At 32.6% G+C, this 25,845-nt stretch carries 23 protein-coding genes and 6 tRNA genes; 1 reads left to right on the top strand and 28 read right to left on the bottom strand.

The features are described from left to right. Positions 1–34: 34 nt before the first annotated feature. The 16 genes from DD829_RS19655 to DD829_RS19730 form a co-directional block, all read right to left on the bottom strand. Positions 35–1,354, bottom strand: coding sequence for a condensation domain-containing protein (locus DD829_RS19655; protein ID WP_108409785.1), 1,320 nt, complete (start codon positions 1,352–1,354; stop codon positions 35–37). A 12-nt stretch (positions 1,355–1,366) separates the two neighbouring features. After that, complete coding sequence (locus DD829_RS19660; protein ID WP_108409786.1) at positions 1,367–1,891, bottom strand: hypothetical protein; 525 nt, start codon at positions 1,889–1,891, stop codon at positions 1,367–1,369. Then, positions 1,875–2,771 (bottom strand): DUF6734 family protein, encoded by an 897-nt coding sequence (locus DD829_RS19665; protein WP_108409787.1) that lies wholly within the window; start codon positions 2,769–2,771, stop codon positions 1,875–1,877. The genes DD829_RS19660 and DD829_RS19665 overlap by 17 nt, the downstream gene beginning before the upstream one ends. Then, the gene (locus DD829_RS19670) at positions 2,737–4,386 is read right to left on the bottom strand and encodes an ABC transporter ATP-binding protein (protein ID WP_108409788.1); all 1,650 of its coding nucleotides are present in this window, start codon (positions 4,384–4,386) and stop codon (positions 2,737–2,739) included. The genes DD829_RS19665 and DD829_RS19670 overlap by 35 nt, the downstream gene beginning before the upstream one ends. After that, positions 4,387–5,949: a hypothetical protein gene (locus tag DD829_RS19675; RefSeq protein WP_116548085.1), complete on the bottom strand. Its 1,563-nt coding sequence runs from the start codon at positions 5,947–5,949 to the stop codon at positions 4,387–4,389. Between the two features lie 17 nt (positions 5,950–5,966). Further along, a complete protein-coding gene (locus tag DD829_RS19680) occupies positions 5,967–6,335 on the bottom strand; it encodes a hypothetical protein (RefSeq protein ID WP_123906941.1) in 369 nt (122 codons plus the stop codon). Next, a complete protein-coding gene (locus DD829_RS19685; RefSeq protein WP_116548086.1) occupies positions 6,332–8,689 on the bottom strand; it encodes an outer membrane beta-barrel protein in 2,358 nt (785 codons plus the stop codon). The genes DD829_RS19680 and DD829_RS19685 overlap by 4 nt, the downstream gene beginning before the upstream one ends. After that, positions 8,673–8,930 (bottom strand): hypothetical protein, encoded by a 258-nt coding sequence (locus DD829_RS19690; RefSeq protein ID WP_108410325.1) that lies wholly within the window; start codon positions 8,928–8,930, stop codon positions 8,673–8,675. Before DD829_RS19690 ends, DD829_RS19685 begins: the two co-directional genes overlap by 17 nt. Further along, a complete protein-coding gene (locus DD829_RS19695; protein ID WP_108410326.1) occupies positions 8,927–9,490 on the bottom strand; it encodes a 2OG-Fe(II) oxygenase in 564 nt (187 codons plus the stop codon). Before DD829_RS19695 ends, DD829_RS19690 begins: the two co-directional genes overlap by 4 nt. Continuing rightward, positions 9,487–10,302 carry a JmjC domain-containing protein gene (locus DD829_RS19700; protein WP_108410327.1) on the bottom strand — a complete coding sequence of 272 codons (816 nt, stop codon included), beginning with the start codon at positions 10,300–10,302 and terminating at the stop codon, positions 9,487–9,489. The genes DD829_RS19695 and DD829_RS19700 overlap by 4 nt, the downstream gene beginning before the upstream one ends. Before the next feature lie 5 nt (positions 10,303–10,307). After that, positions 10,308–12,182, bottom strand: a complete 1,875-nt coding sequence (locus DD829_RS19705) for a S8 family peptidase (RefSeq protein ID WP_165814888.1) — start codon at positions 12,180–12,182, stop codon at positions 10,308–10,310. Between the two features lie 10 nt (positions 12,183–12,192). Next, positions 12,193–13,656, bottom strand: a complete 1,464-nt coding sequence (locus DD829_RS19710) for a radical SAM/SPASM domain-containing protein (protein ID WP_116548088.1) — start codon at positions 13,654–13,656, stop codon at positions 12,193–12,195. 50 nt (positions 13,657–13,706) lie between these two features. Next, positions 13,707–13,892, bottom strand: a complete 186-nt coding sequence (locus tag DD829_RS19715; protein WP_123906942.1) for a hypothetical protein — start codon at positions 13,890–13,892, stop codon at positions 13,707–13,709. Between the two features lie 69 nt (positions 13,893–13,961). Beyond that, positions 13,962–14,150 (bottom strand): hypothetical protein, encoded by a 189-nt coding sequence (locus DD829_RS19720; protein ID WP_108411243.1) that lies wholly within the window; start codon positions 14,148–14,150, stop codon positions 13,962–13,964. A gap of 43 nt (positions 14,151–14,193) precedes the next feature. Continuing rightward, positions 14,194–15,927, bottom strand: a complete 1,734-nt coding sequence (locus tag DD829_RS19725; RefSeq protein WP_116548089.1) for a S41 family peptidase — start codon at positions 15,925–15,927, stop codon at positions 14,194–14,196. 16 nt (positions 15,928–15,943) lie between these two features. After that, entirely contained in the window at positions 15,944–16,561 is a 618-nt protein-coding gene (locus DD829_RS19730) for a hypothetical protein (protein ID WP_123906943.1), read from the bottom strand. Positions 16,562–16,704: 143 nt separating this feature from the next. Here DD829_RS19730 and DD829_RS19735 point away from each other — a divergent pair, with 143 nt between their 5' ends. After that, entirely contained in the window at positions 16,705–17,463 is a 759-nt protein-coding gene (locus tag DD829_RS19735) for a response regulator transcription factor (protein WP_108411076.1), read from the top strand. A 2-nt stretch (positions 17,464–17,465) separates the two neighbouring features. Here the strand turns inward: DD829_RS19735 and DD829_RS19740 are convergent, their stop codons facing one another. The 12 genes from DD829_RS19740 to DD829_RS19800 all read right to left on the bottom strand — a co-directional run bounded on the left by DD829_RS19740 (position 17,466) and on the right by DD829_RS19800 (position 25,467). Then, positions 17,466–18,221 (bottom strand): ThiF family adenylyltransferase, encoded by a 756-nt coding sequence (locus DD829_RS19740; protein ID WP_108411077.1) that lies wholly within the window; start codon positions 18,219–18,221, stop codon positions 17,466–17,468. Positions 18,222–18,357: 136 nt separating this feature from the next. Continuing rightward, on the bottom strand, positions 18,358–19,143 hold the full coding sequence (locus DD829_RS19745) for a TatD family hydrolase (RefSeq protein WP_108411078.1): 786 nt from the start codon (positions 19,141–19,143) through the stop codon (positions 18,358–18,360). 738 nt (positions 19,144–19,881) lie between these two features. After that, on the bottom strand, positions 19,882–20,709 hold the full coding sequence (locus tag DD829_RS19760) for an SIR2 family NAD-dependent protein deacylase (protein ID WP_108409088.1): 828 nt from the start codon (positions 20,707–20,709) through the stop codon (positions 19,882–19,884). A gap of 302 nt (positions 20,710–21,011) precedes the next feature. Further along, positions 21,012–21,082: transfer RNA gene (locus DD829_RS19765), tRNA-OTHER, on the bottom strand. Between the two features lie 6 nt (positions 21,083–21,088). Further along, positions 21,089–23,017, bottom strand: coding sequence for a hypothetical protein (locus DD829_RS19770; protein WP_108409087.1), 1,929 nt, complete (start codon positions 23,015–23,017; stop codon positions 21,089–21,091). After that, the gene (locus DD829_RS19775; RefSeq protein WP_108409086.1) at positions 23,004–23,522 is read right to left on the bottom strand and encodes a hypothetical protein; all 519 of its coding nucleotides are present in this window, start codon (positions 23,520–23,522) and stop codon (positions 23,004–23,006) included. The genes DD829_RS19770 and DD829_RS19775 overlap by 14 nt, the downstream gene beginning before the upstream one ends. A gap of 112 nt (positions 23,523–23,634) precedes the next feature. Continuing rightward, positions 23,635–23,706: transfer RNA gene (locus DD829_RS19780), tRNA-Gly, on the bottom strand. A 7-nt stretch (positions 23,707–23,713) separates the two neighbouring features. Continuing rightward, a tRNA-Arg gene (locus tag DD829_RS23845) sits at positions 23,714–23,786 on the bottom strand. A gap of 7 nt (positions 23,787–23,793) precedes the next feature. Next, positions 23,794–23,865 (bottom strand) — tRNA-Asp (locus tag DD829_RS19785). Positions 23,866–23,867: 2 nt separating this feature from the next. Next, positions 23,868–23,941, bottom strand: a tRNA-Asp gene (locus DD829_RS19790). 84 nt (positions 23,942–24,025) lie between these two features. Continuing rightward, a tRNA-Val gene (locus DD829_RS19795) sits at positions 24,026–24,097 on the bottom strand. Positions 24,098–24,102: 5 nt separating this feature from the next. Beyond that, on the bottom strand, positions 24,103–25,467 hold the full coding sequence (locus DD829_RS19800; RefSeq protein ID WP_108409085.1) for an SDR family NAD(P)-dependent oxidoreductase: 1,365 nt from the start codon (positions 25,465–25,467) through the stop codon (positions 24,103–24,105). Between the last annotated feature and the right edge of the window lie 378 nt (positions 25,468–25,845).

A 25,845-nucleotide genomic window follows, 5' to 3' on the forward strand; every position in this document is an offset into this window, starting at 1 on the left:
GCACAGATCTGTGCAACTTTTTTCTTTTTTAAGATCATACTTGTTGATCGATCATTATATTTTCTTCACAGATCGTTTTTGAGCATTCATTGAAAGTATTTGAAAAGTCATCAGCAATTTGTTTCATCTGCTCCGTACTAGTTACAGAAGTATTAAACCTCCAGTTAACATATACTGATCCATCTGACTTTGACAAAAAGAAAAGCGGCTCAAGCTCAAGAAAAATCAGATCAATATTTTCAAAAGTATTTATTTTCTCTTCTTCATAGACATTAAAATCGATAACAGAAAGATTGATGAAAGATTTACATATTTTTCTGAAAAATTTTTCTTCATCCCATTTGAGCAAGGCGTAATTATACACAAGATGTTTTGATAAAGTCATGAAATTCTTTGCTGTTTTAATGATTTCATCAGTACTTAAAGGATAATCTGCTGCTGGATAAAAGCATTCTCCGGAATATTCTCCAATACTGTTAATCGAAAAAATATCATTTTTTCCTGAAACTAAAAGACCTATGAGAGATTTTCCCTGATAAGGATAAATCGTTTTAGCAAAAACATGCATGAATATACTCACCCAACTGATTCCTTTTTTCTTAATGATATTCTGAATTTCAGCAAAGTTTTGAATTGTAAAAGCGTGGAAATATGATTGCCCTTTTTTTGAATAGTCATCCACAGGTGTATAATACTTATCTTTAACTAAACTTTTTATTTTATCATCATAATTTAAATCATTAAAACACTTGTAATCAATCTCTTTAATTATTGTACCATCGTATTCCTTAAGAATATTTATCCAATATTTTTGATCCGATTCCAACGTCTTAAATAATTTACTATTTCTTTTCACAGCATACTGACCAAAATCAAAAACTTCTGTAACTTCTGCCCCTCCGTAATAATCAATCAGATCATTTTTAATTTTCTGCAGACCATTGGCATCACAGATCATATGGTGTGCAAATATTTTGAAAATAAGCATTTCTTTATGCCTGAAAATATGAAAATACATTAAAGGAGCATCGTAAATGCTTAATGATTGATTTTCGATGCGTATCGGATGAAAATATTCATTGGGATTTTCTGTTTCAGATTCCTCCGGTAATGTTCTAAAATAATCGATATTATTTTGCGGCAATTCTTTCAAATAGATTATATCATTTTCCAGTATAAATCTGCAATTCAGAAGTGTATATTTTTGATGCAGTTTCCTTATTGCGCTATTAATTTTATTTAAATCTATTCTTCTAAAATTGATATCAACTTCCAGAAAAATATTTCCCTGAGCTCGATACCTGTAAAAATCCTTAATCTGTCGGATAAAAGGATAATGATATTTAATTTCCATGGTTTTATAAAATTAAGCGGGTGTAACCAAAAAAACTGATAAAAACCGTTTTAGCATATATTCATAGAAATCTTCCCAGTATGACTGCTGATCTCTTCCGTTTTTCAAAGAGCTTTTCTCAACCAATTCAACGCCTGAAAATACTTTGGGTAAAGAAAGGAACTGTGTAAAAAACCGTCTTTCGTACATAAGGTATAACGGAAGTATTCTAGGCTCTGCAAATGCTATATACTTAGGAATTAAAGCAATTGTTTTTTCTTTACTGTGAGAGGTATAAGTATATTGACTGTTAAACACGGAAACAAAGGGATTACACTGAAGTTTTACATCCAGAAAATTATTTTTCGATAAACTGAGAATTCTGTTGGTTTCCAACAAGTGATTTTCTTCAAATTCCAGCAATTGCTCTTTACTTATCATGTAAATATCATTTATTTGGATATGATTCTCTATTTTTCTGATCTCTTCTTGTATTTCCACATGAGACAGATTATTATTTATCCATGCAGTCGTAAGTTCGTTAGAAAGTAACTTCATGAGTATTGTATTTTTTGATTATTCTGTTGTAATATTCCGGGAATTCCTGCCAAAGGGTTTCTGCAACAATACACATATTGTGGGCCTCTTTTTTATGATCTCCGATAAGGTGTATAAACAATGTATTTTGTCTGTCATGAAAATCCAGTAAACTATTAAAATTATCCAAGGGTGTTTTAGGCATCGGCAACAATGTCTTTATTTCTCGTTTTTGATGGTGTGCAAAACACGAAAATAAATACTGCTCAAAAATACACGGGAAACATATATTCTCACCCTGAAGATCATTCAGGATATGTAAATTTTTATCTACAAACTGAAATGATTCTCTGCAAAAATTCTTAAAAAAATCCAGATCGTTTCCTCCTATAATTCCTGCATTATACTGGGATCCGTCTTTTAACATTTCTGAATCTGTATTTAAAAATTCAGGAAAAAATGCAAGCTGTCTTTTTAATTTTCGCAGGTTGTATTTGTGATGTCCGTTATCCATTTCAAAAGACTGGGCAACTAAAGGCGCATTATGGAAATCCTTAAGTGGTTTGCAAATAAAAGCATCATTATCAACATGAAAAAAAGGCTCATCTTGTAATGAATAAGTATAAATTTTTCCTAGTGCCCAGATATGATTGTATTCTCCGTACCTTTCGGTAAGATCATCAAGACAGACGTGAACTTTGGTATAAGGAAGTTCCAATAGATCTATAAGAAGGTTTTTTCCAACTTTGTCAGTATATAATTCTACATTTTCGTAAAACTTTTTTGCTCTTAAAACACTTAGAGCAAAAGTCATGTACTTATTAAGGTTTAGTTTAATAAATTCTCTCTGATTTCTTGTGGATAAGTCAGGATGTGACCAATAACTTTGTATTATTTTCATAGGCTAGTTTTTCAAAATCGATTATTTCGTCGCAAAATTCATGGAGATTATTTCTATGGGAAATGATCAGAATGATCGCATTGGGTAATTTTTCTCTGATATTTTTAAGAATAATCCTTTCCAAACCTACATCCAGCGATGCTGTAGCTTCATCGAAGATGATGATTTCGGGCTGTTTGTAAAATACTCTCGCAATGGCTATTCTCTGCTTTTCTCCGTCGGATAGAGTACTTCCGCTAAAAGTGATGGTCGTATTTTCATGATCTTCCAGACGATCAATAACATCGGAAAGACAGATAATCCTGATAATTTCACGAAATTCCATGATGTTTTCTTTTTCTGCTCCGTATTTAATATTATTAATTACCGTATCATGAAAAAGCTGGTTTTCCTTTTCAATCAGACCAATAAGAGAGGTGAGATTTTTAACCTTATCAATAGAAATATTATTGATATTGATATGACCCGAATCCGGATTGATAAAATTCATAATGAGATTGACCATAGTGCTTTTCCCAATTCCGCTTTTGCCTTTTATTCCATATGTTTTCCCACTGTTAAAAGTGTATGAAAAGTCTTTCAATATATATTTTTCATGATATTTAACCGTTATATTTTTTAATGTAATCGTTGAAACTTCAAGCACTTTTTCTTTTAAATCATCCGTATTTTCTTCTTCGGTAATGTTATCGTAGATTCTTTTCATTGAAACTTTTGACTGAAAAAATTCGTTGGCTCCCGCTGCAAGCCCGATAATAGGTGCGTAAATCCTGTTTAGGTATTGTATAAAAGCGATAAGGGTACCTATCGTCATTAAATCGGAGTATACAAGCTTTCCTCCGTACAAAAGAATGATAAGCGGACCAATGGCAATTAAGAAGGTTGTAATATTTGAGCTTATCCCATTCCAGTATGTATTTTCAACTGCATTTTCGCGCCATGTATTGTGATAATTATTGAGAGTTTGTATTTCTTCGGAGAGAACATTGTTACTTTTAAGAACCCGTATGTTTCTTATTCTTTCTAAGAAATAATTATAGATATTTCCTTCGATGTCTACTAATTTCAGATACGTTTTTTTAATTTTCCCTTTCAAGGCAAATGTATTGATGATCAAAAAAGGTAAAACCACTAAACTTACCAAAGTAAGACTTACGTTAAAATAAAACATAACTCCCAGAACTCCGATCACAACCATACTGTTGTTGATATAATTAAGCAATGTCGAAGAAAAAAAGTTCTGTACTTTATCCACATCATTGGTTAAAAGATATATCAGTTCGCCTGTTTTACTTTCTTTAAAAAATGACGTATCTTTTTTTAGCAAATTTTTATATAAAACTCTTCGGATATCTGCAATGATCTTTCTGCTTACATTTACATACAAGATCCCGGAGTAAAATGAAAAACCTATTCTTATAATATAACATCCCAAAAGCAGCAGAACGATTTTTACAAGATCTTCATAGGTTCCCTGAGGAATGGTTTTGTCTATGATAATTTTCAGAGCATAAGGAGTTACCAGTGACAAAGCATTGGTAATAACAAACAATACAATAAGCAAAATATAGTGCCTGATATATTTTTTAATGATATGAAAATAAAATCTGAACATTTAGTTTTCTAGTATTTCTTCTATTTTATCGCACAAAATTTTATGAGGAATTTTATTAGGAAAAAGTGATACCTCATCAAAATTTCTGATTGTAAGAATGTCTTTTTTTTCGGCAAGAAATGCCTCTCCATTTTTGGTAATGTAAGAAAGACAGTTTACGTATTTAAAATTCCACCACGATAAGGGATGATAATCATCAACATAGGTTTGTTTTCCTGTATAGACTATACATTTTTTTCTTTCTTTTTCGAGGATGTTGTGCAGATAATAATTAATGCCGTTGAATAAATGTGCAAGACCTGTACAAGGCGACAACATTCCGTCTACATAATCTGATGCCATTAAAGACATTTCTTTTCTTATCCCCAGTTTTCCCGGAAAAATAATTTTATTGAAAATATCAGGCTTTAAATCTTTTTTCAAAATATTCTTCAGGTCGTTACTTTGGCTGAACAATAGTATTTTATATTTTTTCTCTTTTACAAGCCATTGTATGATTTGCAGAAAGACTTTTTGATCTATTATTTTCTCAGCTTGGGATGCCTCATTAATTAAAGCAAATATTTTATCTTCTTTTTCTATTCCCTGGGATTCGAGCCAAAGATCTGCATCATTTATTTCTTCTTTTTTTATTTCAATTTTATTATAGTGCTTTTTGTTGTACAAAAGCTGTCTTTTGAGATCATCAAGCATAAAATATTTTCCGAAAGCAACAGAATGAAACCTCTTATTTTTCTCATAATCTACCGGAAATGTGTAGGTTAAAACTGGTTGAGAGTTATTTTCAATTTTGTTTTTAACATTATAATATAACAGAAATTCTGCAATAACCAGATCATATTTCTTAAAATCTATACTATTAACAGAAGAATTAAGCAGTCTTACATTTTCGGGAAAAGATGACGAATAGATCCTTTTAATATGATGATAATTCCTGACACCGGTAACATAAACATCAATCTTTTTAGAAGGCTGCTTTTCGTTAAGAACAAACAGCTTATAGTTAAGATCATAATACCAAAAGCAACTGTCTCCGATGAAGAAATTCTGATTGAAATTGCATACAATACAGATCTTTTCAGACTTTGTTATATTTATTTCATATTGCTCACTTTCAGCCGGAAGAATATTAAGTGTCAAAAAAATCTCAAGTTTTTCATTAATTGATTTGATATCAAACTGTAATTTTTGTTGTTTGATATATTCTGCAATACCTGGAAAACTTAAATTAGGATTGCTTTTATTGTTAAAGAAATAAACATTTTCAAAAGATCTGCCTTCCTTCTGACTGTTAAAAAAGTCGGCTTCTGAATGATAATGAGCGATCACGACATCATATTCATCTGTTTCATTTTTATTAAAATCATTTTTAAATGATACATTCTTCATCAATTCTTCCGGCAAAAACAAATTCTTTACTTTTTGATCCCGGTCTGCAAAAATTATTTCTTCATAATGAAAAATCGTAAGCACAGCGATGAGCTGACGGATAACATCAGGATCCCATTCATCTTCTTTAAAAAGACAATGGTGATCCAGAAGTATTAATATTTGCTTTTTCATGATTCAAGAAGTTTGTTTTAATTAGGTCTTATCAAAACAGATCCTGAGCTTCCAACGGAGCTTATCTGTACCGTAAAAGACTTTTCATACCCAGCTAGTGAAATCTCTTTTTTAGATTCTCCGGAGAGCTCAATACTTTTTATCAGTTCTTTATTTTTTTTGAAAAATTCCAACTTCACGGACTGATCTTTTAAATGATGTTCTATCACGAAGTTTTTGCTTTGAGACTGGCACGGAATATCAAATTTCACTTTTTTATGCAGCTTTACGAATTTCATTCTGATTCCGCATTCCGAGATTTCATTTTCCCATTCTTTCTGATAAAAAAATGATGTTGTTGTAAGACAGAACATCATTAGTACTGTAAAAATTGTTAATTTTTTCATTTGTTTAATCTATTTTGTTGTTCGGCATTGCTGTTATCAAATGATTCTCTTTGAGTATTTTTTTTACCTGCATTGAAGTTGTAAGTAAGTCCCAAAGAATAAAATCTTGTAGGAAGTCTGTTAACAATACTCCTTGTGAAATCATTTTCATCAATATTTATTTTAATCTTTCTCAGCCGGAAAGGATCTACTGCATCAAAGCTTAGTGACAAGGCGTCTTTAAAGAAAGATTTTCTTAGCGTAAAGTTCAGACTTTGCTGACTGTCCAGAAAATATTTGTTCCATAACGATTTGCCTTTATAATCGTAATTGATATCCAAATAATATTTGTGCGGAAGTGTCAATTTTGCAGATAATGAATAATAGGGACAAAACACACTTACCTTTTCGCTATCAAAAGTTACCTGTTTATAGCTATTGCTTGTAAAAATATTCAGCTTAAACCATTTTGTAATATCGACCGGAATAAAAACATTCCAATACATTTCGTTTTCCTTATTCAAGTTTGCATAGGTTTTGTAAGTAATATTTTCAAGATTATCCAAATAATATACTTCGCTGATCATACCTTTTGTTGTATTGAATCCTGCTTCGAAAGAGTATTTATCTTTCAGCAAATAAGACATCTTAAAATTGTTCTGGAAAAATGGCATTAATGAAGGGTTTCCTACATTAATGAATCTTGTATCTTCTATATCTTTAAAAGGATTCAGCAACTGGAAAGATGGTCTTGTTATTTTTCTGTTGTAAGAAAAGTTGATATTCCCTTTTCCCAGATCTTTCTGTAAAAATACTGACGGAAAAAAATTCCACCTGTCTGCATCAATCTGATATTGCGAGAAAGAATCTTCTCCATGATATGCAGTACGCTCAACCCTGCCTCCAATATTAAATGAAACGGAACCTATTTTGCTCTGATAACTGCTGTAAAAAGATAATATATCTTCTTTGTATCTGTAATCCGAACTTTGATAAGTCTGCGAGTAATCTATTTCATTTTTACTTAAAGAAGAGATAAACTTTGTTCCCAGTCTCAATTTATTATTTTGATTAAAGACATAATAAAGATCTGCATAACCAATGTGCATATCAACAGAAAGAGGATTTTGTATTTGGAGAAAATCCGGAGCTCTTCTTTGTGAATCATCATTCAGATAAAAAAACGAATCTACATTGGAAGCATAATTATTAAAATAGCCAATATAATTATATCCTGTCTCCAGTTTACTTCCTAAAGAATCGATCTTGTATTTGTAGCTTATATTTAATAAATGGTTTTCTAATCTAATTTTTTTTGAATTATTAATAAAGTCTAAAGAGTCTCTCGTATTTCTGAAATATTCCAGATTGGTTTTTCCTGTAGATTTTATATTATTTACAGAAAAAGTATAATCGGCAGTCAGAATATGTCTGGATGTGATCTCGTAATCAATTCCTGCTTTTAATTCGTTATATCTAGGAGACTCTACATATTTTTCTTTCTGAATGGTCGAAAAGTTCGACTGAGTATATTTCTGAATTTCATCGTTATCAGAATAGCTTTTACCTGTATAATTATTGTATCCTAAGAAATAATTTACTTTATTCGTTTTGTAATTGAGTCCAAATCCGGAAGAAAAGCTCGTATATCTGTGTTGCTGAATATTTTCATAGATATATCCACTCAGTCCGTAGTTATAATTTTTCTTTAAGATAATATTAATGACTGCATTTTTTTCGTCCCCTTCATATTCTGATCCCGTTTCTGAAGTAAATTCTATTTTTTCAATGGATACAGAAGAAATAGACTTCAGATAATTCTGAAGCTGTGCTCCAGACATTCTTATTTTTTTTCCATTAACATAAACCGAAACTCCTTGCTGACCACGATACTGTATTCCATTGGCAATATTTGCATTAACTCCGGGAACAATATTCATCAATGTATATCCATTATCTCCGGATTTGTATATAGATCTGGAGATATTAATTGTGGTTTTATTAAGTTCTCTTGTGATTAATTTTGGAGCCGCGGTTATCACAATACCTTCAATTACACTTTCTTTTTCGGAGTTTAGTGTGAAATCCTGTTTAATATTTTTATCTACGAAAATATTTCTAAATTTTTCCTTATTTGGATATAATAGCTGAAGAATATATCCTCCTTTCGGAACATTTCTGAAGAGATATTTCCCATCCTTTTCGGTAGAAGAATTGGCAACTATAGCTGAGTCTTTTTCGGCACGAAGCAACACCTGTATATCTCTTACAGGTAAAGAATTACCAGATACCGTTCCTTCTACAGAATATTGCGCATGAAGAAATATCCCTAAAAAAAGAAAATAAAAATTATATGTATTAAACAGTTTTTTCATTTGTATGTTTCATTACTGCTGCGGTAATTTTTCCGATAGATTCAAAAAAGGAAATATCAAGCTCATCATCTTCAAATTCAATATCAAACTCTTCTTCCAGATAGGTAATAAACTGTAATGTAAGCATTGATTCTGAAGGTAATGTCTGTATTTTTTCCTCGGTAGTCATTTCACTAAAAATGCTGTTTTGGGAGGTAATCGTATCCAAAATAGCAACAATTCTTTGTTCTGTACTTATCATAGTTCTAAGTTTTTATAACAATATTTTACCGCTAAGGTATATCTGGGTGTTTTACAGATTCTGGAAGGTAATCCTCCTTTGTGTTCTATATCTCCGTTAAAAACCACAAATCTTCCGGGTTTTGGAAGTACACAGAATTGTGAATCTCCTTCTGCATAGAAAATGGTTTCTCCTTCATAGTTTTTCTCCCAATACTCATTGATGTAGTAAAGTATGGTAATATCTCCTCTGTCTTTCGGGCAATCTCTGTGAGGAAATTCTACGTCTCCGTAAAGAGACAGATTGATGTAGGCTCTGAAAAGTTTGTAATCCTCTGAATCCTTGACAAACTGATTAAGAAGTTCTTTGGATTTTTTTCCTAAAAATGTATTATTTTCAAATTTTTCTGTATCAAAATTAACTACATACTTGGGGAACTGATCTGCATGATTACTTTTTTCCGTTCTGGCATAGCTCAGCGAACTTGCAAACTTGTAAAATGATTCTACTTCTGTCTGTGTAAGAACATCATCCACAATGTAGACATTTTTATCTTCTATGGTTTCCTGTCTCAGTTTCATAAGTTTCTTATTTTAAAGTTGGTCATTCCGGTCGCGATAATATTATTGATGAACTTCTTATTGTTTTTATTGTCAGATTTTGCAAAAAACTGTTTTACGTTCTCATAATTGGTTTCATTCATGAAATTTCCTGTGTATGCGAGTGAGGTTTCAAGATTGATCACAAAATGAAAAGTATCACTTGGTACATACATCATTTCCCCGGGATTCTGAACTACCATTAATGGTTTTATATTACTATTCAGTAAATTTTGAATATTTTCAATACCGAATTTTTCTTTTTCTTTTTTAATGATAGAATTATATGCTTTGGGATAAATAAACCATAGTTTCTTACCTTTCAATAGAAGAAGCCAAGAATTAAACTTCCAGACATCGGTATGAATATTTGTGAATGTATTTTTATTTCCGTAATAAAGCCATGTAAGTTCTTTTTTTTCTTTTTCAGTAGGATAAGATTTGTACCAACACTCAAAAATCTGTGGAGCATGTATTTGAAAATCGATGCTTTTCATATTTAATCTCAGGTAATATGCAGTGCTGCCACTCTCGGAATAGCTTTTAAAGCTCATTTTACAGGCTTCTTTCTCTTCAGTAGATTCAAATACCCAGTCTTTTGAATGGAAAGTTTTGTCCAGTTCTTCAAAATCAATACTTTCATACAGGTTTTTAAATCTTGATTTCAAAAGTACCGGAACTTCCGGATAACCATATTTTGCTTTGAAATCTTTTGCCGTAAGATCAGAAAAATCATTAATCTCTATCGAAGGAAGTTTGTCTTTTATCTGATCAAAAACTTTATTATAATCCATGGTGTTTATTTTTTAAAATAATTTTGAATTTGTTTTATTATTACCGTTTCATTTTTATCATTCTTTATATCAATCACCGGCTTATCAAGATTTTCGGAGTAGAAAGACAGTTTTTCATCATATTCCTTGTCTGTAAGTCTGGTTTTTAAAGTAATTCCCTTTTCATGTTTTATAATCCACGGAGTAAGGCAGTAGAACAGTACATCGCAATAATTAAAAGATTTTACGGCTTCAACCGTTCTCTTTATAAAATCTATTGTATCATCGGGATTGATTGTACATATAATTGCATCAGGATAAAAAGCATTTGTATAAATAAGTTTTTCCGGTAATTTATTAACATATACAGGATGTTTGGGCAAAATTCCGCTTTGAATTCCCGTAATAATTATATCCGGATTTTTCTTTTGCTTTGAATAATTTTTTAATCCGTTAATGATATGATACCATTCTTCAGCTTCAACTTTTACAGAACTTTTGTGCCCGAAAGGGAAAACAGAATCTGCACCCAAAACACAGCCTTGCGGTTCTGTTGAGATAAAGGAAACTTTATAATTGCTTTTTTCCAGAACTTTTTTAATTTTTAGCTGGGTCGTAAATTTTCCCTGTTTGCTGTTGGTTCCTATAACACAAATTGAAGGGATCGTTGTTTCGAATGAAGAAGAAATGTTCATGTAAATATCTTTCTTCATTGAGCGGTCAATATGTGTTAAAAAAATCTCTCCTTTGTAATGGATCTTTTCATTTTTAATAATGTTTTTAATGATCGATTTTACTGAAGCATCCCAGAGAATAAAATTTTTATTTCTCATGAGACATTCCGTAATCAGCTTTAATCCGAATAATGTGTTGATCTCATCTTTCAGATCATTAAAATATCCTACAACCAAAGTATCAAATAAAAGAAAATCCTCATCTTCAAGTTTCTTTGTTAAGGGAATTTTATTTGTATTTTTCTCTTTATGAATGATGTTTCTTGGTGTGTCTATGATTAAAGAAATGTCGTATTCAGACTGTTCTCTATTTTCGATAATTGATTGTATTTCTTTTTCATCAAAAGGAAAGAGAGCCAGCTTTCTGAAGTTTTGAGATGGCTTTAAAACTTTCGTAAGAGCTGTAATATCTTCTTTAATGTATTCTCTGATGTTTATGATATTCCGACTGATTTCCGTATCATGCTTTGTAAGGCTGAAAATACTCTTATCAGAATTTTCTTCGAGCCACTTTTTAAGATCCGGAATAGTTTTCCATTCTTCGTTCCTATAAGCATTGCTTACAATTCCTGTAATATGTGCTGTTGCAAGACTGGTTCCTACACTGAAAGCAAAAGAACGATTGGGAACGGCAACTCTCTGAAAGCCTCCCTTGGCAATAATGTCGTAATTGTCATTCAGTACTTTGAAACTTTGTTTTTCTTTAATATAACCTGTTCCTATAGAAAATGTCTGTGTAAAATTAGCAGGAAAACATTGTTTCGAAGCATCATAATAATTGGCTGCAAAAACGGGAATTCCTTTTTCATAGGATCTGTTGATTGCATGCTGCATTTTAGCAGGCGTGATCTCGGAATTTATCCCCATACTTATGTTGATGATATTCACATTACAATCTACCATTCTGGAGATAGCTTCTGTTAAAAGATCTTCTGATATAACATGATTATGAGAATCGAGCTTTATAACATATAAATTGCATGATTTCAGGTGCGAATTGATAATTGAGGCGATTCCTGTACCATGACCTTTATGATCACTAAATTCATTTTCTTTAGTGATGATATTTCCTGAAAAATCTTTAAACAATGTAATACCTTTAATATCACATTCTTTAAGTCTCTGATGGGTATGGTCTACTCCTGTATCAATAATTCCTATAATCATAACTTCAATTTTATTTTGCAGAATGCCCTGTATTTTCCAATACATTAATCTGCGGTCTTGAGATGGTTTCCGGAGAATAAAGCATATTGATGTATTGTTCTTTTAAGTAATCTTCCAACTTATATTTCCATGAACTGCAGATCGGTACATTCGCTTTTATGGCTTCGTGCGAACATGTAATTGTGTCGCAGATAGGTAAAACCTTACAGTTGGTACATATTTCATTATGCTTGAACCTGTTGAATGAAGAATGTTTTGTAAATTTCTCTGCGTTATATCCTTCAAATACTGAAGCAGGAGCATGAGAATCATCATGAATTGTTTCCCAGCATTTGTGAATATACCCGTTCGGATCAATCGTCATACTAATCGGTGAAGCCCATGTTGCACATGTTGTCTGGTAATTAGGAAGATCCCATTTCAGCTTGGATTTTATTTTCAGATTGGTTTCATTGCTCCATGCATTAAATCTGTTCATAATATTTTTTCTGAAGCTCATTTTAAAATCGAAGAATTCATCAAGATTCATTCTTTTTTCCAGTTCTTCTTCTGAAGTTTCGATCTCTTCATACGTACGTAACCATGAAGGATCAAATGATACCTGCTTAAATTTTTCCGGCCAGATATTCATATTTTTGAGATCATCTAAAAATGTATCTATTGTCCCGGCAACCTCTTTGTCTACATTTATTCTTATTAAGAACTGTATTTTAGAATCTTTAGGAACTTTAGAAAGATTTTCAAGAATAACTTCGTAGTTTTTTTTGTTGATCTGCTTTAAAGGTCTTTTCTTATCATGAGTTTCTTTTGCACCGTCTATTGTAATCTGTACGCTGTGCACATCACAGTCTTCAAGAATTTTTACGTTTTTTTCGTTCAGGTAAATTCCGTTCGTAATGATATTCGACACGTACTTTAGATTATACTTCCTTGAGACTTCTGTTAGACTTACCGTAAGATCCTGAATTGCTTTTACATTAATCAGCGGTTCACCACCATACCAAGTTATAGAAAGTGTCTCAATATCTTTTCCTGATTTTAAAACAAGATCTTCTATATAATCTTTTATTCCCTTCTTTACTTTATCTTCTTTTAATGTATGATTGGGTTTTACAAATTCAAAACAATAAGAACATCCCATATTACATGTAATGGTGGTTCCAATAGTAAGATTGATCGTTTTCGCAAATTTGTACTGGTTTTCGTCGGTATATCTGGAAAATAATGATCTTACATCTTTATCCGCTTCTATAATGTATTCCTTATCATACAAATATTTTACAAGATCATTAAACCGTCCTTCGCTTTCATCGTGTATAAAAAAAGAATACTGGCTCTTCTCCAGAAGAAATTGCCCATTTTCAAAATTTAATACTTCCAATCCGCTGGTAAGAGAATTATAAAGAATAAATTGATTTTCTTCTTCTACAGGAATAAGAAAGTTATATGGATTGGCTTTAAGTTTTAAAATCATAATTATTAGGATTAAAGATTAAATAGACAGTTTATCAACGACATTTACGGTTAGAAAAGAATATCGTCATCATTGGAAGTGTCGCCCGATGCTTTTCCTGTAAAATAACTACAGTTAAATGATTCACACAGAGCTTCTGCTTCATCTACCAACTTATTTTCGATAGGTTGCGGTTTTACCAGTTCTGATTTTTCAAATTCAGATTCTTCGGTTTCAGGATTTACTTTTGATTCCATTTTTTCCAGTTTAAAATTTTTGTAAGAAATAGGCACTCAGCATTTGCTGAATGCCTATATACCTTTTAATTAGAATAAGATGTCTGTATCTTCTGTAGTGTCTCCAGACGCTTTACCAGCGTTGTAACCACATCCGAAAGATTCGCATAAAGCTTCTACTTCGTTTGATAACATATCATCAATTGGAGTTGGCTTTACTAATTCAGTTTTTTCTAATTCGATTTGAACAGTTTCTGGGTTGTTGATTTCTGTTTTCATTTTGTTAAATTTTTTAAATGATTAATAATTTGTTTGTTTATGCTTATTTCGAAATAGCCGTTATTAAAACCTTATCATTGTAAGGTTGTAAGTCTTCGATCTTCCTGATATTCACATGAATATCCGGCGAGATCCCTTTACCTTCTATACTTTTTCCGTCCAGCATGATGATGCTTCTGGCAAAGGCGTTTGTTCTGAACTTTACGTTGTTGTTGTTTTCCAGTAGGACTTCGTAAAGTGTAGCTAAAGCACCCGCCGTATGTTCTATCCCGATTACTTTTGTATTTTTAAAGTATTTTTTCAGGTTATAAGCAAGAAGCTCAGATACACACGAAGTATTTTTATTTACTAAAACACGAAGTTCCAGTTTGTTGCTGATAATGTTATCAGAAAGATTTTTATTCACAATTACGTCTTCATTTTTCCCTGAAAATTTATCTCTCAACTGATAGTATTTAAACTCGTCCGGGATAAATAATGAAAGTATTTGTGCTCCTATCAAAAAGTCTCCTCCTCCATTGTTTCTAAGATCTATAACCAACTTTTTTTTGCTTTTGATCTCAGGCAGATTTTCAAGAAAAATATACAATGCATCCTTGTCAATATGTTTTATTTTCAGATAAACTATCTCATCATTTATTGTTGAAAATTCAGTTTTCTGTACAAAATTCGAAGGTATTTTATATGAATCTTTATGTGTATATTCAACAGTTCTTACTTCTCCTTTTGAATTTTTCAATTCAAGTTTTGAGACTCCATTTGGTTCTTTCAAGAGCAATTCGTTTGCTCTTTCTGAAGAAAGTTTTTGAATTTCTGTTCCATCGATTCTGACAATGGATTCTCCTAAATAGATTTTATTCTTTAAGCTATCATCCAAAATCGCGGATACCTTGTAACCCTCTTTCAATCTATACAATAATACACCTGTTGATTTGTTTTTTGTTTTACAACCATTCATTTTAATGGAAAAATGAGGATCATTATATTTCTGTCTGATATAGCTGTCGACTCCGGAAATATAATTACACATTCCGCTAAGTGTATCTGCTTTTATTTTTGCAACTCTACTTACGGGTCTCGCAAAATCAAAAGGATAATTTTTTTCTATAATGTTAATGAGGCTGTCTATACTTTTATACTCAGATTTATTATTCTGTAATCTAAAGTATAGTGTCCCTTTATTGTCTTCTTCTTTATCGAACGTCGGATAAGATTTATAAAGACCATAAGAATCATACCCAGTTCCTAACATTTTTCCCGATAAGGAATTTGGCAGAAAGTTTTTTTTCTGAATCTTTATATTTCCTATAATAAGATTTTTTATTTCACACACCGATTCTCTATCCGGATCTTTCTTTACAATCTCAAAATCAATTTCTTTAATTTCTGACAGTAATTTTCTGTCTAAACCTGGAAGTATTGTTTCAATTTCTTTATATCCGTTTTTTGGATTTATGTTAAAAATTACTTTTTGTGTAGCTGGATCTTTTATACTTAATGCTTCTATATTTTTTGAAAAAAGCTGAAAGATTAAACTTGCATCAGAAGAATCATGCTCAACAGAGTGTTTTTTTATTAATAAAATCCTTTTATCTTTATTAATATTAAAAGTGCTTCCTTTTATATTAAAATCATTCACGCTAGGAATGTTGTAGTTTATGTAATCTGATTTCGTATAATATAATGTATCAATATTCTTCTCCAGATATGCAAAGTGCATATTCTGCGAATAGAATACATTACTTACCAATAAAATTATATAAACCAGAGCCCTCATTTTATTTATATCTTTTTTAAGCTGACTGTTTCACTATAGAAGAAATATCTTCAAAAACATTCGTATCGGATAGCAAATAATAATTTTTATTAAGAAACTCTTTTAGAGTATCATATTTAAACAATACAGGAATAGTTTCTGATCCCAGATAATGAATCGGGTCGGCTAAAATTTCAGCTTCAATTCCTAAAGCCTTCAATGTTCTTAATAATTTTGAATCACATTCCGCAACCGCGATAGAGCTTTCACTTTTGCAAACTTCATTTAAAGCAAAAACCATTAATGTCTTAAAAAGTCGGAAACTTCTTTTATCACACTCATGCTTTATTGCAAATCTTCCTATGTGCCAAATGTCAAGTACTTTATTAGATGTAAAGCACAAAGGATTTATAGAAAATAATTTTTGTATTGGCAAGACATCACTATAGTTCCATTTAATGGTTCTTATTGATCCTATAATGTCTCCGAAATGATCTTTAGAAACAAAAACTTTAGAATTATGATAGTTGATTTCTTCTCTGTATAAAGTGTTGGTTTCCTCTTCAACATTATTTAAATTATAGTGCTCTTCATGGTGCTGAAAATTTTCAGTAACAACAAATTTTGCCAGGCTGTATAAAGTAATATTATCCATAGAGTTAAAATTTAAATTATGCATCGTTTTGTTTTCTTTTGTAAAAATATTGTAGTGAATTGCATTATTTACTACACTTTTGTGTAGATTTGCTACAAACAATTAAATCACACCTTAGTGTGTAGATAAAAACACTGTAAATAATGGATGAAGTAAATAAGTTCTTCTCTTATAAGAATAGAATAGAAAATAATTTGGGTGCTGAAGCCTTTGAAACAGAAAATTATCTTGAAGTAATCAAAGCTTTTTCAAGGCTTACATATCAAAGTTTATATGTAATAGATTATGAAAAGAAAATTTTTGAATACGTCTCAGATAACCCTTTGTTTCTATGCAACTGCACACCCGAAGAAGTACAGAATCTGGGATATCTTTTTTATTTCAAGAATGTAACAAAAGATGATCTGGAACTACTTTTTAAAATAAATGAAGCGGGGTTCAATTTTTTTGATAAACTTCCCGTAGAAGAAAGAAAGCTGCATACTATATCTTATGACTTTCATCTGGTGACTGAAAATAAATCAGCAATTCTTATTAATCATAAGCTTACACCATTATTTTTATCGAAAGACGGTAAAATGTGGAAAGCGATGTGTATTGTATCATTATCGCCAAACAGCTCTTCAGGTAATATTAATATATACAAACAGGGAACAGATGACATTTGGGAATACAATCTTGTTGCAGAAAAATGGACTTTAAGAAAAAAACTAAGACTTTCTGAAAGAGAACTGGAAATTCTTAGACTGTATGCTCAGGGTTTAACGATTAATGAAATAGCACAAAGAATTTTTATATCTGCAGATACCGTAAAATTCCACAGAAGAAAATTATTCGAAAAATTGGGTGTATCTAACATTACAGAAGCTTTGGCTTATGTTACGAATAATAAACTTCTGTAAGCTTAAACGCTCTGCATAATGGTATTTAAGTAAAATTCAGGAAATACTTTAAAAGATTTATGAGTTGCAATATTGAACATAATATGTGTACACATTGCCGCGACCGTCCACGAAGCAATTGATAATTGTGGTGGTGGCAGACTTTCTTTTTCGTTTTTGTAATCCTCGATGATGTTTTCCAACCATTCGTGCGGCTGCTTCCAGAATCTTAAATATCCAGCAACATATTCTACCATCTTCAGCTCATTAAAATTTTTATCATTTGTAAGACTGCTTATTGGAAGACCATTCGGAGCAATAACAGTCACCAACCCTCCCCAACCGAGATTATAAGGATGCAAAATATGAAGTTTTTTCTTTTGGCATATTTTATCAAAACGTAAAGGAATATCGCTGGTAAAATCCAAAGCATTGATGGCAATTTTATTTTTCCCGATAATTTTCTGCAAATTATCTTCAGTAATAAATTCATTATAAAATTGAAGTTTCGCCTCTGGATTAATACTTTTTAATCTATTGTATAAAGTCTCTGCTTTGTATCCCGAAATGTCATAAAATGTATAGTTTTGCCTGTTAAGGTTTGAGTTCTCTACCACATCCCCATCAATAATAGTTATGTTTTCAAAACCAAATCTTAAAGCACATTCGGCAATATTACTCCCAATTCCGCTGCCTGCAAGAAGAATCGGAATATCCTTAATCTGATTTTGTTCTTCTTCAGTTACATATAAGCGGTTTCTGGAATAACGATCATTCATTTTTAACTATTTTTTACAAATATATTGATATGACATTACATTGAGACTACACTAATGACTAGAAAATAATAAAACAACATACAGTAATTTATAACAAAATAAAAAAGAGTTTTACATCATCTGTAGAACTCTTTTTTTATATCCTGAAAAAATTACGGGCAACTTCCGTGGTTTCATCTGAAACTTCTGCTATGCCGATTTTCTTCAGATGGGCAATCGTCTGTGCTACATACGGTAAAAAGGAAGGTTCATTTCTGCGGTTCTGCATTCTCGGCATATTTTTCGGCAGCATAAAAGGCGCATCGGTTTCAATCATCATCCGGTCGAGCGGAACGTATTTTATCACTTCTTCCAAATGTTTAAACCTGTTCTGATCACTTATGGCTCCGGTAAATCCTAAGTAAAAGCCTTTATCCAGATATATTTTGGCTTCCTGTAAAGTTCCTGTGAAACAATGAACCACGGCTTTTGGAAGTTTAGACAAATATTCATCCGTTATTTCATTAAATCTTTTAAAGGCAGATCTTTCATGAAGAAAAAGCGGTTTATTCACTTCAACAGATAATTCAAGCTGGGCACGGTAACATTTTTCCTGAACAGGTCTTGGCGAAAAATCCCTGTCGAAATCCAGTCCGCATTCTCCTACGGAAACAACGTGGTCTTGTTTTAATAATGTTTTTAATGCAGGAATGCTTTCGCTGTTAAAAGATTTTGCATCATGAGGATGAATTCCCGCCGTTGAAAACAGAATTTCGGGATAATCTTCTGCAATTTCCGCAGACTCCTGGCTTCCGCGAACGCTCGTTCCCGTGAAGATCATCTGCTCTACTCCATTGTCGAGTGCGCGGTTGATTATTTCTTCCTGTTCGTCATAAAATTGTTTATTGGTTAAGTTTATACCAATGTCGATTAATGTGTTCATTTCTTTTTTGTTTTATTATTTATTAAAATGTATCTTGTTATATGTGCTCTGCTTATCGAACTTTTAAATGATTTTTCCGTGTAAAAACTTCTGTAATCAGAATCTGTTCTTCCGTTAATTTCTCTTGTGATTTTAACCCAGATTAATTTTCGCCTTTTCTTTCTTTGCTTAAAAAATTTAACAGTTTCACTAAGTTGATCTTCTATCTCGGATTTTTCAGTTCGTCTCCATTTCTTGTTTCCGTATTTTTGTAAATACTGAGGAATTTTACCATATTCTCTTGCTCTGTAAGGACTTTTATTATAAATGTTTCTCATAATATATAGGAATAATTTTCAGTAAACGTTTTATTTAACAATAGAAGTTACTCTAAACTTTTATTTAACATGAAACTTGTTTAAACTTTTTTACCACAAAAAATGCAAAAAGATGTAAACACTTTAGTTTTTTAAGTTTAATACTTAACTGGAAAAAAAGGGCACATAAGTTAAAAAATCAAAGATTTTTTCTCTTTGCAGACTTTTGAAATACCTTAATATACTATCATTTCGCTATACATTCTTTTGCGACTTTTGTGGTTAATTCTGAAGTATAAATCTTTTATTTTAAATCTAAATCTGTTAAAAAACCAGCAAGACAAAAAATGAATCAAAAAAAGGGAAACAGGCAGGAATTGAACCTGCAACTCATCTTAGAATGACGCGCTTTTCCGTTAAACTACTGCTTCCATATGAAAATTTAAGCGTTTATAATTTCTTCAATCATCATTTTTAATTCAGGAAGTGCTTTTGAACTGCTTTCCTGTACCGAAAATAATGTTTTGCTTCCTTTTAAAATATAATCAAAATACGTATCGCTCTCAGGATTGATCAGGACGATCCATTTTGCACGGATTTTTACCGTTTCCACAATATTTACAGGCAAAGCCGTTGATCCCGAAGTTCCGACTACAAATAAAATATCTGTATGGTCTGCAATGTTGTACGCTGTATCGAAATGATAGTATTTTTCATTATAACTTTCATCAAACCACAAAGTATGAGGACGAAGCCAGTTTCCGCACTTTTTACATTTCAGATCGTCGATATCATCTGCTGTTAAATCTTCGGTATATTCTTTATACTTAATATTTTCAGGGAAATCGAAAGGTTCGCTGCATTCTTTTGAACAGCGTACTTTCTGTTTGCTTCCATGAATTTCATAGACATTCTGCGTTCCCGATCTTTGGTGAAGCCCGTCAACATTTTGAGTAATTAGCTTAAATCTTTCACCTAAAAGTTTTTCAATTTCCGTAATCGCCAAATGTCCCGGATTAGGTTTTGCTTCGGCAATCATGTTCTTCCAAAACAGATTGTACTGCCATACTTCTTCCTGATTCTGGCTGAAATATTTATACGTCCCGAATTCTTCCGGACGGTGATATTTTGTTCCTTTGATCCAGATTCCGTCGATCGAGCGGTAAGTCGGAAGTCCGCTTTCCGCAGAAATTCCGGCTCCGGTAAGGAAAGTAATGTATCCTTGTTTTTCTTTAAGGATGGTATTTAATATGGTTTGTAATTCTTTCATGATTTTCATTTTAATTTTCTTTTGCCTTGAAGCAAAAGAAACAAAAGTTCAAGACTTGGAATCTTACGCTAAAAATTAATAATGTTCTCTAAAAATTCTAAAACTCGCGCGAATTTGGTATTTGTTTTTTGATTTAATATTTTCACCGCGTTCAAACAGTAGAATTTTCTTAACGTTCACATGATTAATTTTCTTAACGCTTCAGCTTCCTATGTCGGCTTAATGAAAAAAAACTGCGTCATCCGCGAAAACTGCGAGAGAAAAAGATTAATCCTAAAATGCTTTTTAAATTTTAAAAAAACAGAAACAGGCAGGATTCGAACCTGCAACCCTCCTGGGCTCGGAGTGCTTTTCCAGATTAAACTACTGTTTCTTATTTTTAGGTTTCAGCTTCCAGAAGACCGAAATATTCTGAAGCGGTTAAAGCTCTTACAGCACCACGCGGCGGAATTTTTTTATTCAATTCGCAAATCAGCAGATCTCCCTGTCTTTTTAAACATCTGATGTGCGGGATGATGTTTTCATGAATTCTGAAAGTGGATGCAATTGCCGTTAACGCATTGTCTTTATACGCTTCCTCAATCCACAGCCAATGTTCTTTTTCCGTAGAGGGACACCAGCATTTTACAGCATAAGAGTAGCGGTTTGCAGAACCCCAGACGAATATTCCGAGTTTTTCATTTTCAACCTGATGAACTTCATACTGATTGATTTTCTTCGTTATATATTCATTTCCATTATCATCATATCCAAAATAATTAACCTCAATTTCTGCCTGATTGATTTTTTCAGCTTTCAGGTTTTTCATTAAATTCCCGACTCCGAAATAACTGAAACAGAAAAGCTTAAAGTTTCGGTCTTTATCATTGAAAAATTCATCAAAACCGATCGGCTCTACCTTCTCCCATAATTTTTCAATTCTATTTAAAACATCATTAAAAACCGGAGTATTGTAATGCGTCCACTCTCTTTCAAATTCCCGTGTTTTAAAATTCTGAAAGCTGCTGTGTCTCAGTTTTAAAATAGAAATCAGCTTTTTAAAATAATGACGTTGCAAATTCAAAACAAAAGTAAAATTTGACCTTCCGACAATAAACTGATCTTTTGTAATGCAAAGACTGTCCGTAACTCTAAAATAAATATTTTTTGCCACATTCTCCAGTCCGGTATGCGTTCCGTAAAAATAATGCGTAACCTCCTTCAAAGAAGGAAATTCGGAGCCTGCTAAACTTGCATTATCTAAAATTCCTACATATTCCAACGCTTTAAGCTGAACTTTTGAAGAACCCAGTATTCTTCCGCTGACTCTCTTTAAATGATCAAATCTATTATGAGTATATGCATGAATGTCTAAATCTCCGCCAATTTCAACAATATTCGGGGCCGAAATCTGATAGGTACAAAACGTACTTTTTATCTTTTCCAGTGCATTTAAGTAACAGGTTTCCGAACCATGATTTTTCAATGCTCCGTTTATTTCTTTCAATACAGGAAAAGAAGCTCCGGACCGATGATTGATCATAATTCCGCCAGAGATTTCCAAAGCAGAGAAGTTAACATACGAACCATTTTCAAGATGAATGGTGCCCGTCATTTCCTGAAGTTCAGGAAAAGAAAGTTTTGCCCGCACAAGGCGAAGATTACCTGTCATTTTTTTCAGCACAGGGAAATCATGGGTACATTCATCGGCTAAAGAATCTGTGATTTCTATTTTAAGCCCTCCATGAACGAATTCCAGATTCGGAAAGGAAATATCTTTACCAAAAATGTTGATTCTTCCGCGGATTTCCTGATGCGGTATCATAATATGATCTCCGAAAATATCAATATTAAAGATTCCGTCTTTTGGAAGATTTTTAATTTCATACTGATGGTTTATCGGGATAACGACTCTTCCCTGTACCAACTTTTTACTTTTTGCATACACGGCAGCATTTTTCAATTCAATACTTCCTCCTATTGTTGCTAAGTTTTTAAAGCTGAAATCAACAATACATTTAAAATTACCTCTTACTTTTTCCAGCCGATCCAACATTGCAGGGCAATGCATCGTAAAATTTTCTTCTACCATTTTCAGCTCCGGAAAAGAACAGTCGGGAGCATCTATGGAGAGATTCCCTTTTACAGTCTCAAGATTCGGAAAATTGCAGCCTTCCCCTCTCAACACGAGATTTCCTTTAATTTCAGTACAATTAAAGGTTGTGTTTTTAGCATAAATTTCTATGGATGCATTCTCATCAAAAACAGCTTCCGTGAAGTCTTTTACGGAAAATATTTTATATCGTTGTATGGGTTTAGTCGTATGCATTTTCTATCAGTCTTGTTATGGGGTTATATTCCTGCTGGATATATTTTACAAAACATTCGCTTTGGATTCGGAGCGTTTTGTGTTCGTTATGCGTGATAAAAGAATCCTCTGAAGTAATGAATGTTTCCGTTACTCCGTTTTTATCATAAATACTGTAATTTTTAGCTTTCAGCATATGCTGGTTACTTGTTTTTTCAAGACAGTAAGTTTTAAAATCTTTGGTGAATTCTGAGAAGTTTTCAATTGGATTATGATTATTAACCGGTCTTTTTCTTTCAGTTCTGGTTAATTCTTTTTCTTTTTTTTCAGGCTTTTCCAACGTTTTTTCTACAGTTTGGGGAACAGGTTTTGGCAAAGTTTCCAAAATGACTTCTTCTGTTTTATGTACCAAAGGTTTAGATGTTTCAGGAAGCTTTTCAACAACCGGTCTTTCTTTCCACTGCATCGGAACAGGGGTATATACTTCATCAATAATTCCGAAAAAAACTAATACTTTTTTTAACATGGCTTTTATTTTTAAGATAAAGCAAAAGAAGGTCGGGATCGAACCGACAACTTATTCGGTCGGAATATATTTTTCCGGATTAAACTACAACTTTTGTCTTATGTATTCATTGTGAAATGGGCAGGATTCGAACCTGCAGCCTCTGACTTGGAAGGTCAGCGCTCTTCTATTGAGCTACCATTTCCGTTTTGGGAGACAAGCAGGACTCGAACCCGCAACTCATTTTAGAAGAATGTATTTTTCCATTTTTATTACTATTGTCTCCATTTTGGGAGCGCAGCAGGACTCGAACCTGAATTTCCGGCACGATAAGCCGGTGTCCTTCCATTTAGACGATGCGCTCTTAGAAACGTGCGGGACTCGAACCCACGACCTCCGCCGCGACATGGCGGTATTCTTCCTGCTGAACTCACGCTTTCTATTTGGAAACTCAATAGGGCTCGAACCTGTAATTTTGCATAGAAAGTGCAATGTTTTTCCAGTTACAACTATGAGTTTCTTTCTAAAAAGTACAGGACTTGAACCCGTGACCTTCTGGGCGTCAACCAGATGCTCTTCCTCTGAGCTAACTTTTTATATTTTACCAGTCATTAATTTTATAATTTTTCAATAAAACTCCGCTGAAATAATTTCCGTTGATTCCTTCCACAATAGGATGCAGAATTCTCGCAGCTCCGTCTACAGAATCCAGCGGCGGAATGTATCCCTGCTCAAATTGTTTCTTTCTTAAACTTTCCTTCGCACCTGTAGAAATCCATCCTACATCTACTGCCGTCATATAAATCTGATCTTTTTCAAATTCTTTAGCAGAAGTAAGCGTCATCATATTCAAAGCTGCTTTCGTCATATTGGTATGCGGATGAAACATCGTTTTGTTGTTATAGCTGAAAATACCTTCTGAAGATGTTACATTAACGATGAATTTTTCTTTGAAAGAAGAAGCCTTCATTAAAGGTTTTAACTCTTTGATCAGAAAATACGGCGCAATGTGATTGATTAAATTCACCTCAACCAATTCGTACATCGAAATCTCTTCCAGAGTGGAATTCCAGCTTGTTTTATCACGATTATCCACCGGTTGTCCGAAACGCGTTAAAGCGACATTTGTTTCTTCATTCTGCGCATATTCCAATTTTCCGACCTCTGCGGAAATGGGGGTTGCGTTCGGAATCAATTTATGATTATTTTTAAACTCAACGAGCATTTCGTTTTCACGTCTGATGATCGGAAGGTAATACTGATCGGGATATTTAATCGTCTGTGCCGCATTATTGATGAGAATATCAAGCGTTTCAAATTTCGACTGATAAAAGTCTATAAATTCCTGAATTGCCTTCAGATTTCTGAGATCGAGACCATACACCCAAAGTCTGTCTTTCCATTCTTCATAATCTGCTTCCTGCTGCAAAGTTTCCAGTGCCAAAGCCGGAAAACGGGTCGTCAAAACCAAATTGGCACCATTTCTCAGGAGCTTTAAAGCCGTTGCGAAACCTACCTTTACACGTCCTCCGGTTAAGATGACATTCCGTCCCGCTAAATCTGCCGAAAGAAAACGTTTTTCATAATTTTCATCCGCACATTTCGGGCATAATCTGGTGTAAAAGGAATGGGCATACTGATAACTCTGGTTACAGCAGTAGCAGTTTTTGGGAATCTGTAATCTGGTGAGTTGGGTATCATTTTTTTCATCATCATAAAAAGCAGAAACTCCCGCCAAAGCTTTTTTCATCAGTACAGATTCTGAATTAATTTCAAGATCGTGCGTTTTCATCTTAGAATAACTTTCCAGACGGTTTTGTTTTTTGGCGTTCTTATGAATTTTCGTGATCAACCCGGAAAAAGTTTGGTTGTCCGGATTTAGAAATGGCTCATCTTTCAGGGCTTTTAATACCTTGAGACATGATTCCCATTCGTTTTGCGTAAAGTTTTGGTTAGAAAAATCCATTGCTTTTTATTTTACGCTTACAAAATTATCTGCGTAATGCGCAATGTTTTTACGTAGAGATAAAAATTTTTAAATCATTAAGTTTTTTTAAATTCTGATTATCCTCAATATGCTGTAACTAAATGTTGTTTGCTGTAATCATTATTTTTTTACCACAACGTACACTAAGGTTATCCACAAAGTTCACAAGTATTGTGTTCTTGTGAAACCTCTGGTGTTCTTCGTGATTAAAATTCAAGTATGATAAATAACGGATATTCAATTTTAAATATATAAGTTTAGTTAAGATTAAATCATTCTGATTTTGTTGTTTGCTGTAATCATTATTTTTTTACCACAACTTACACTAAGGTTATCCACAAAGCTCACAACTATTGT

The sequence above is a fragment of the Chryseobacterium sp. HMWF035 genome (genome assembly GCF_003094695.1).
In the GTDB taxonomy this organism is placed as follows: domain Bacteria; phylum Bacteroidota; class Bacteroidia; order Flavobacteriales; family Weeksellaceae; genus Chryseobacterium; species Chryseobacterium gambrini.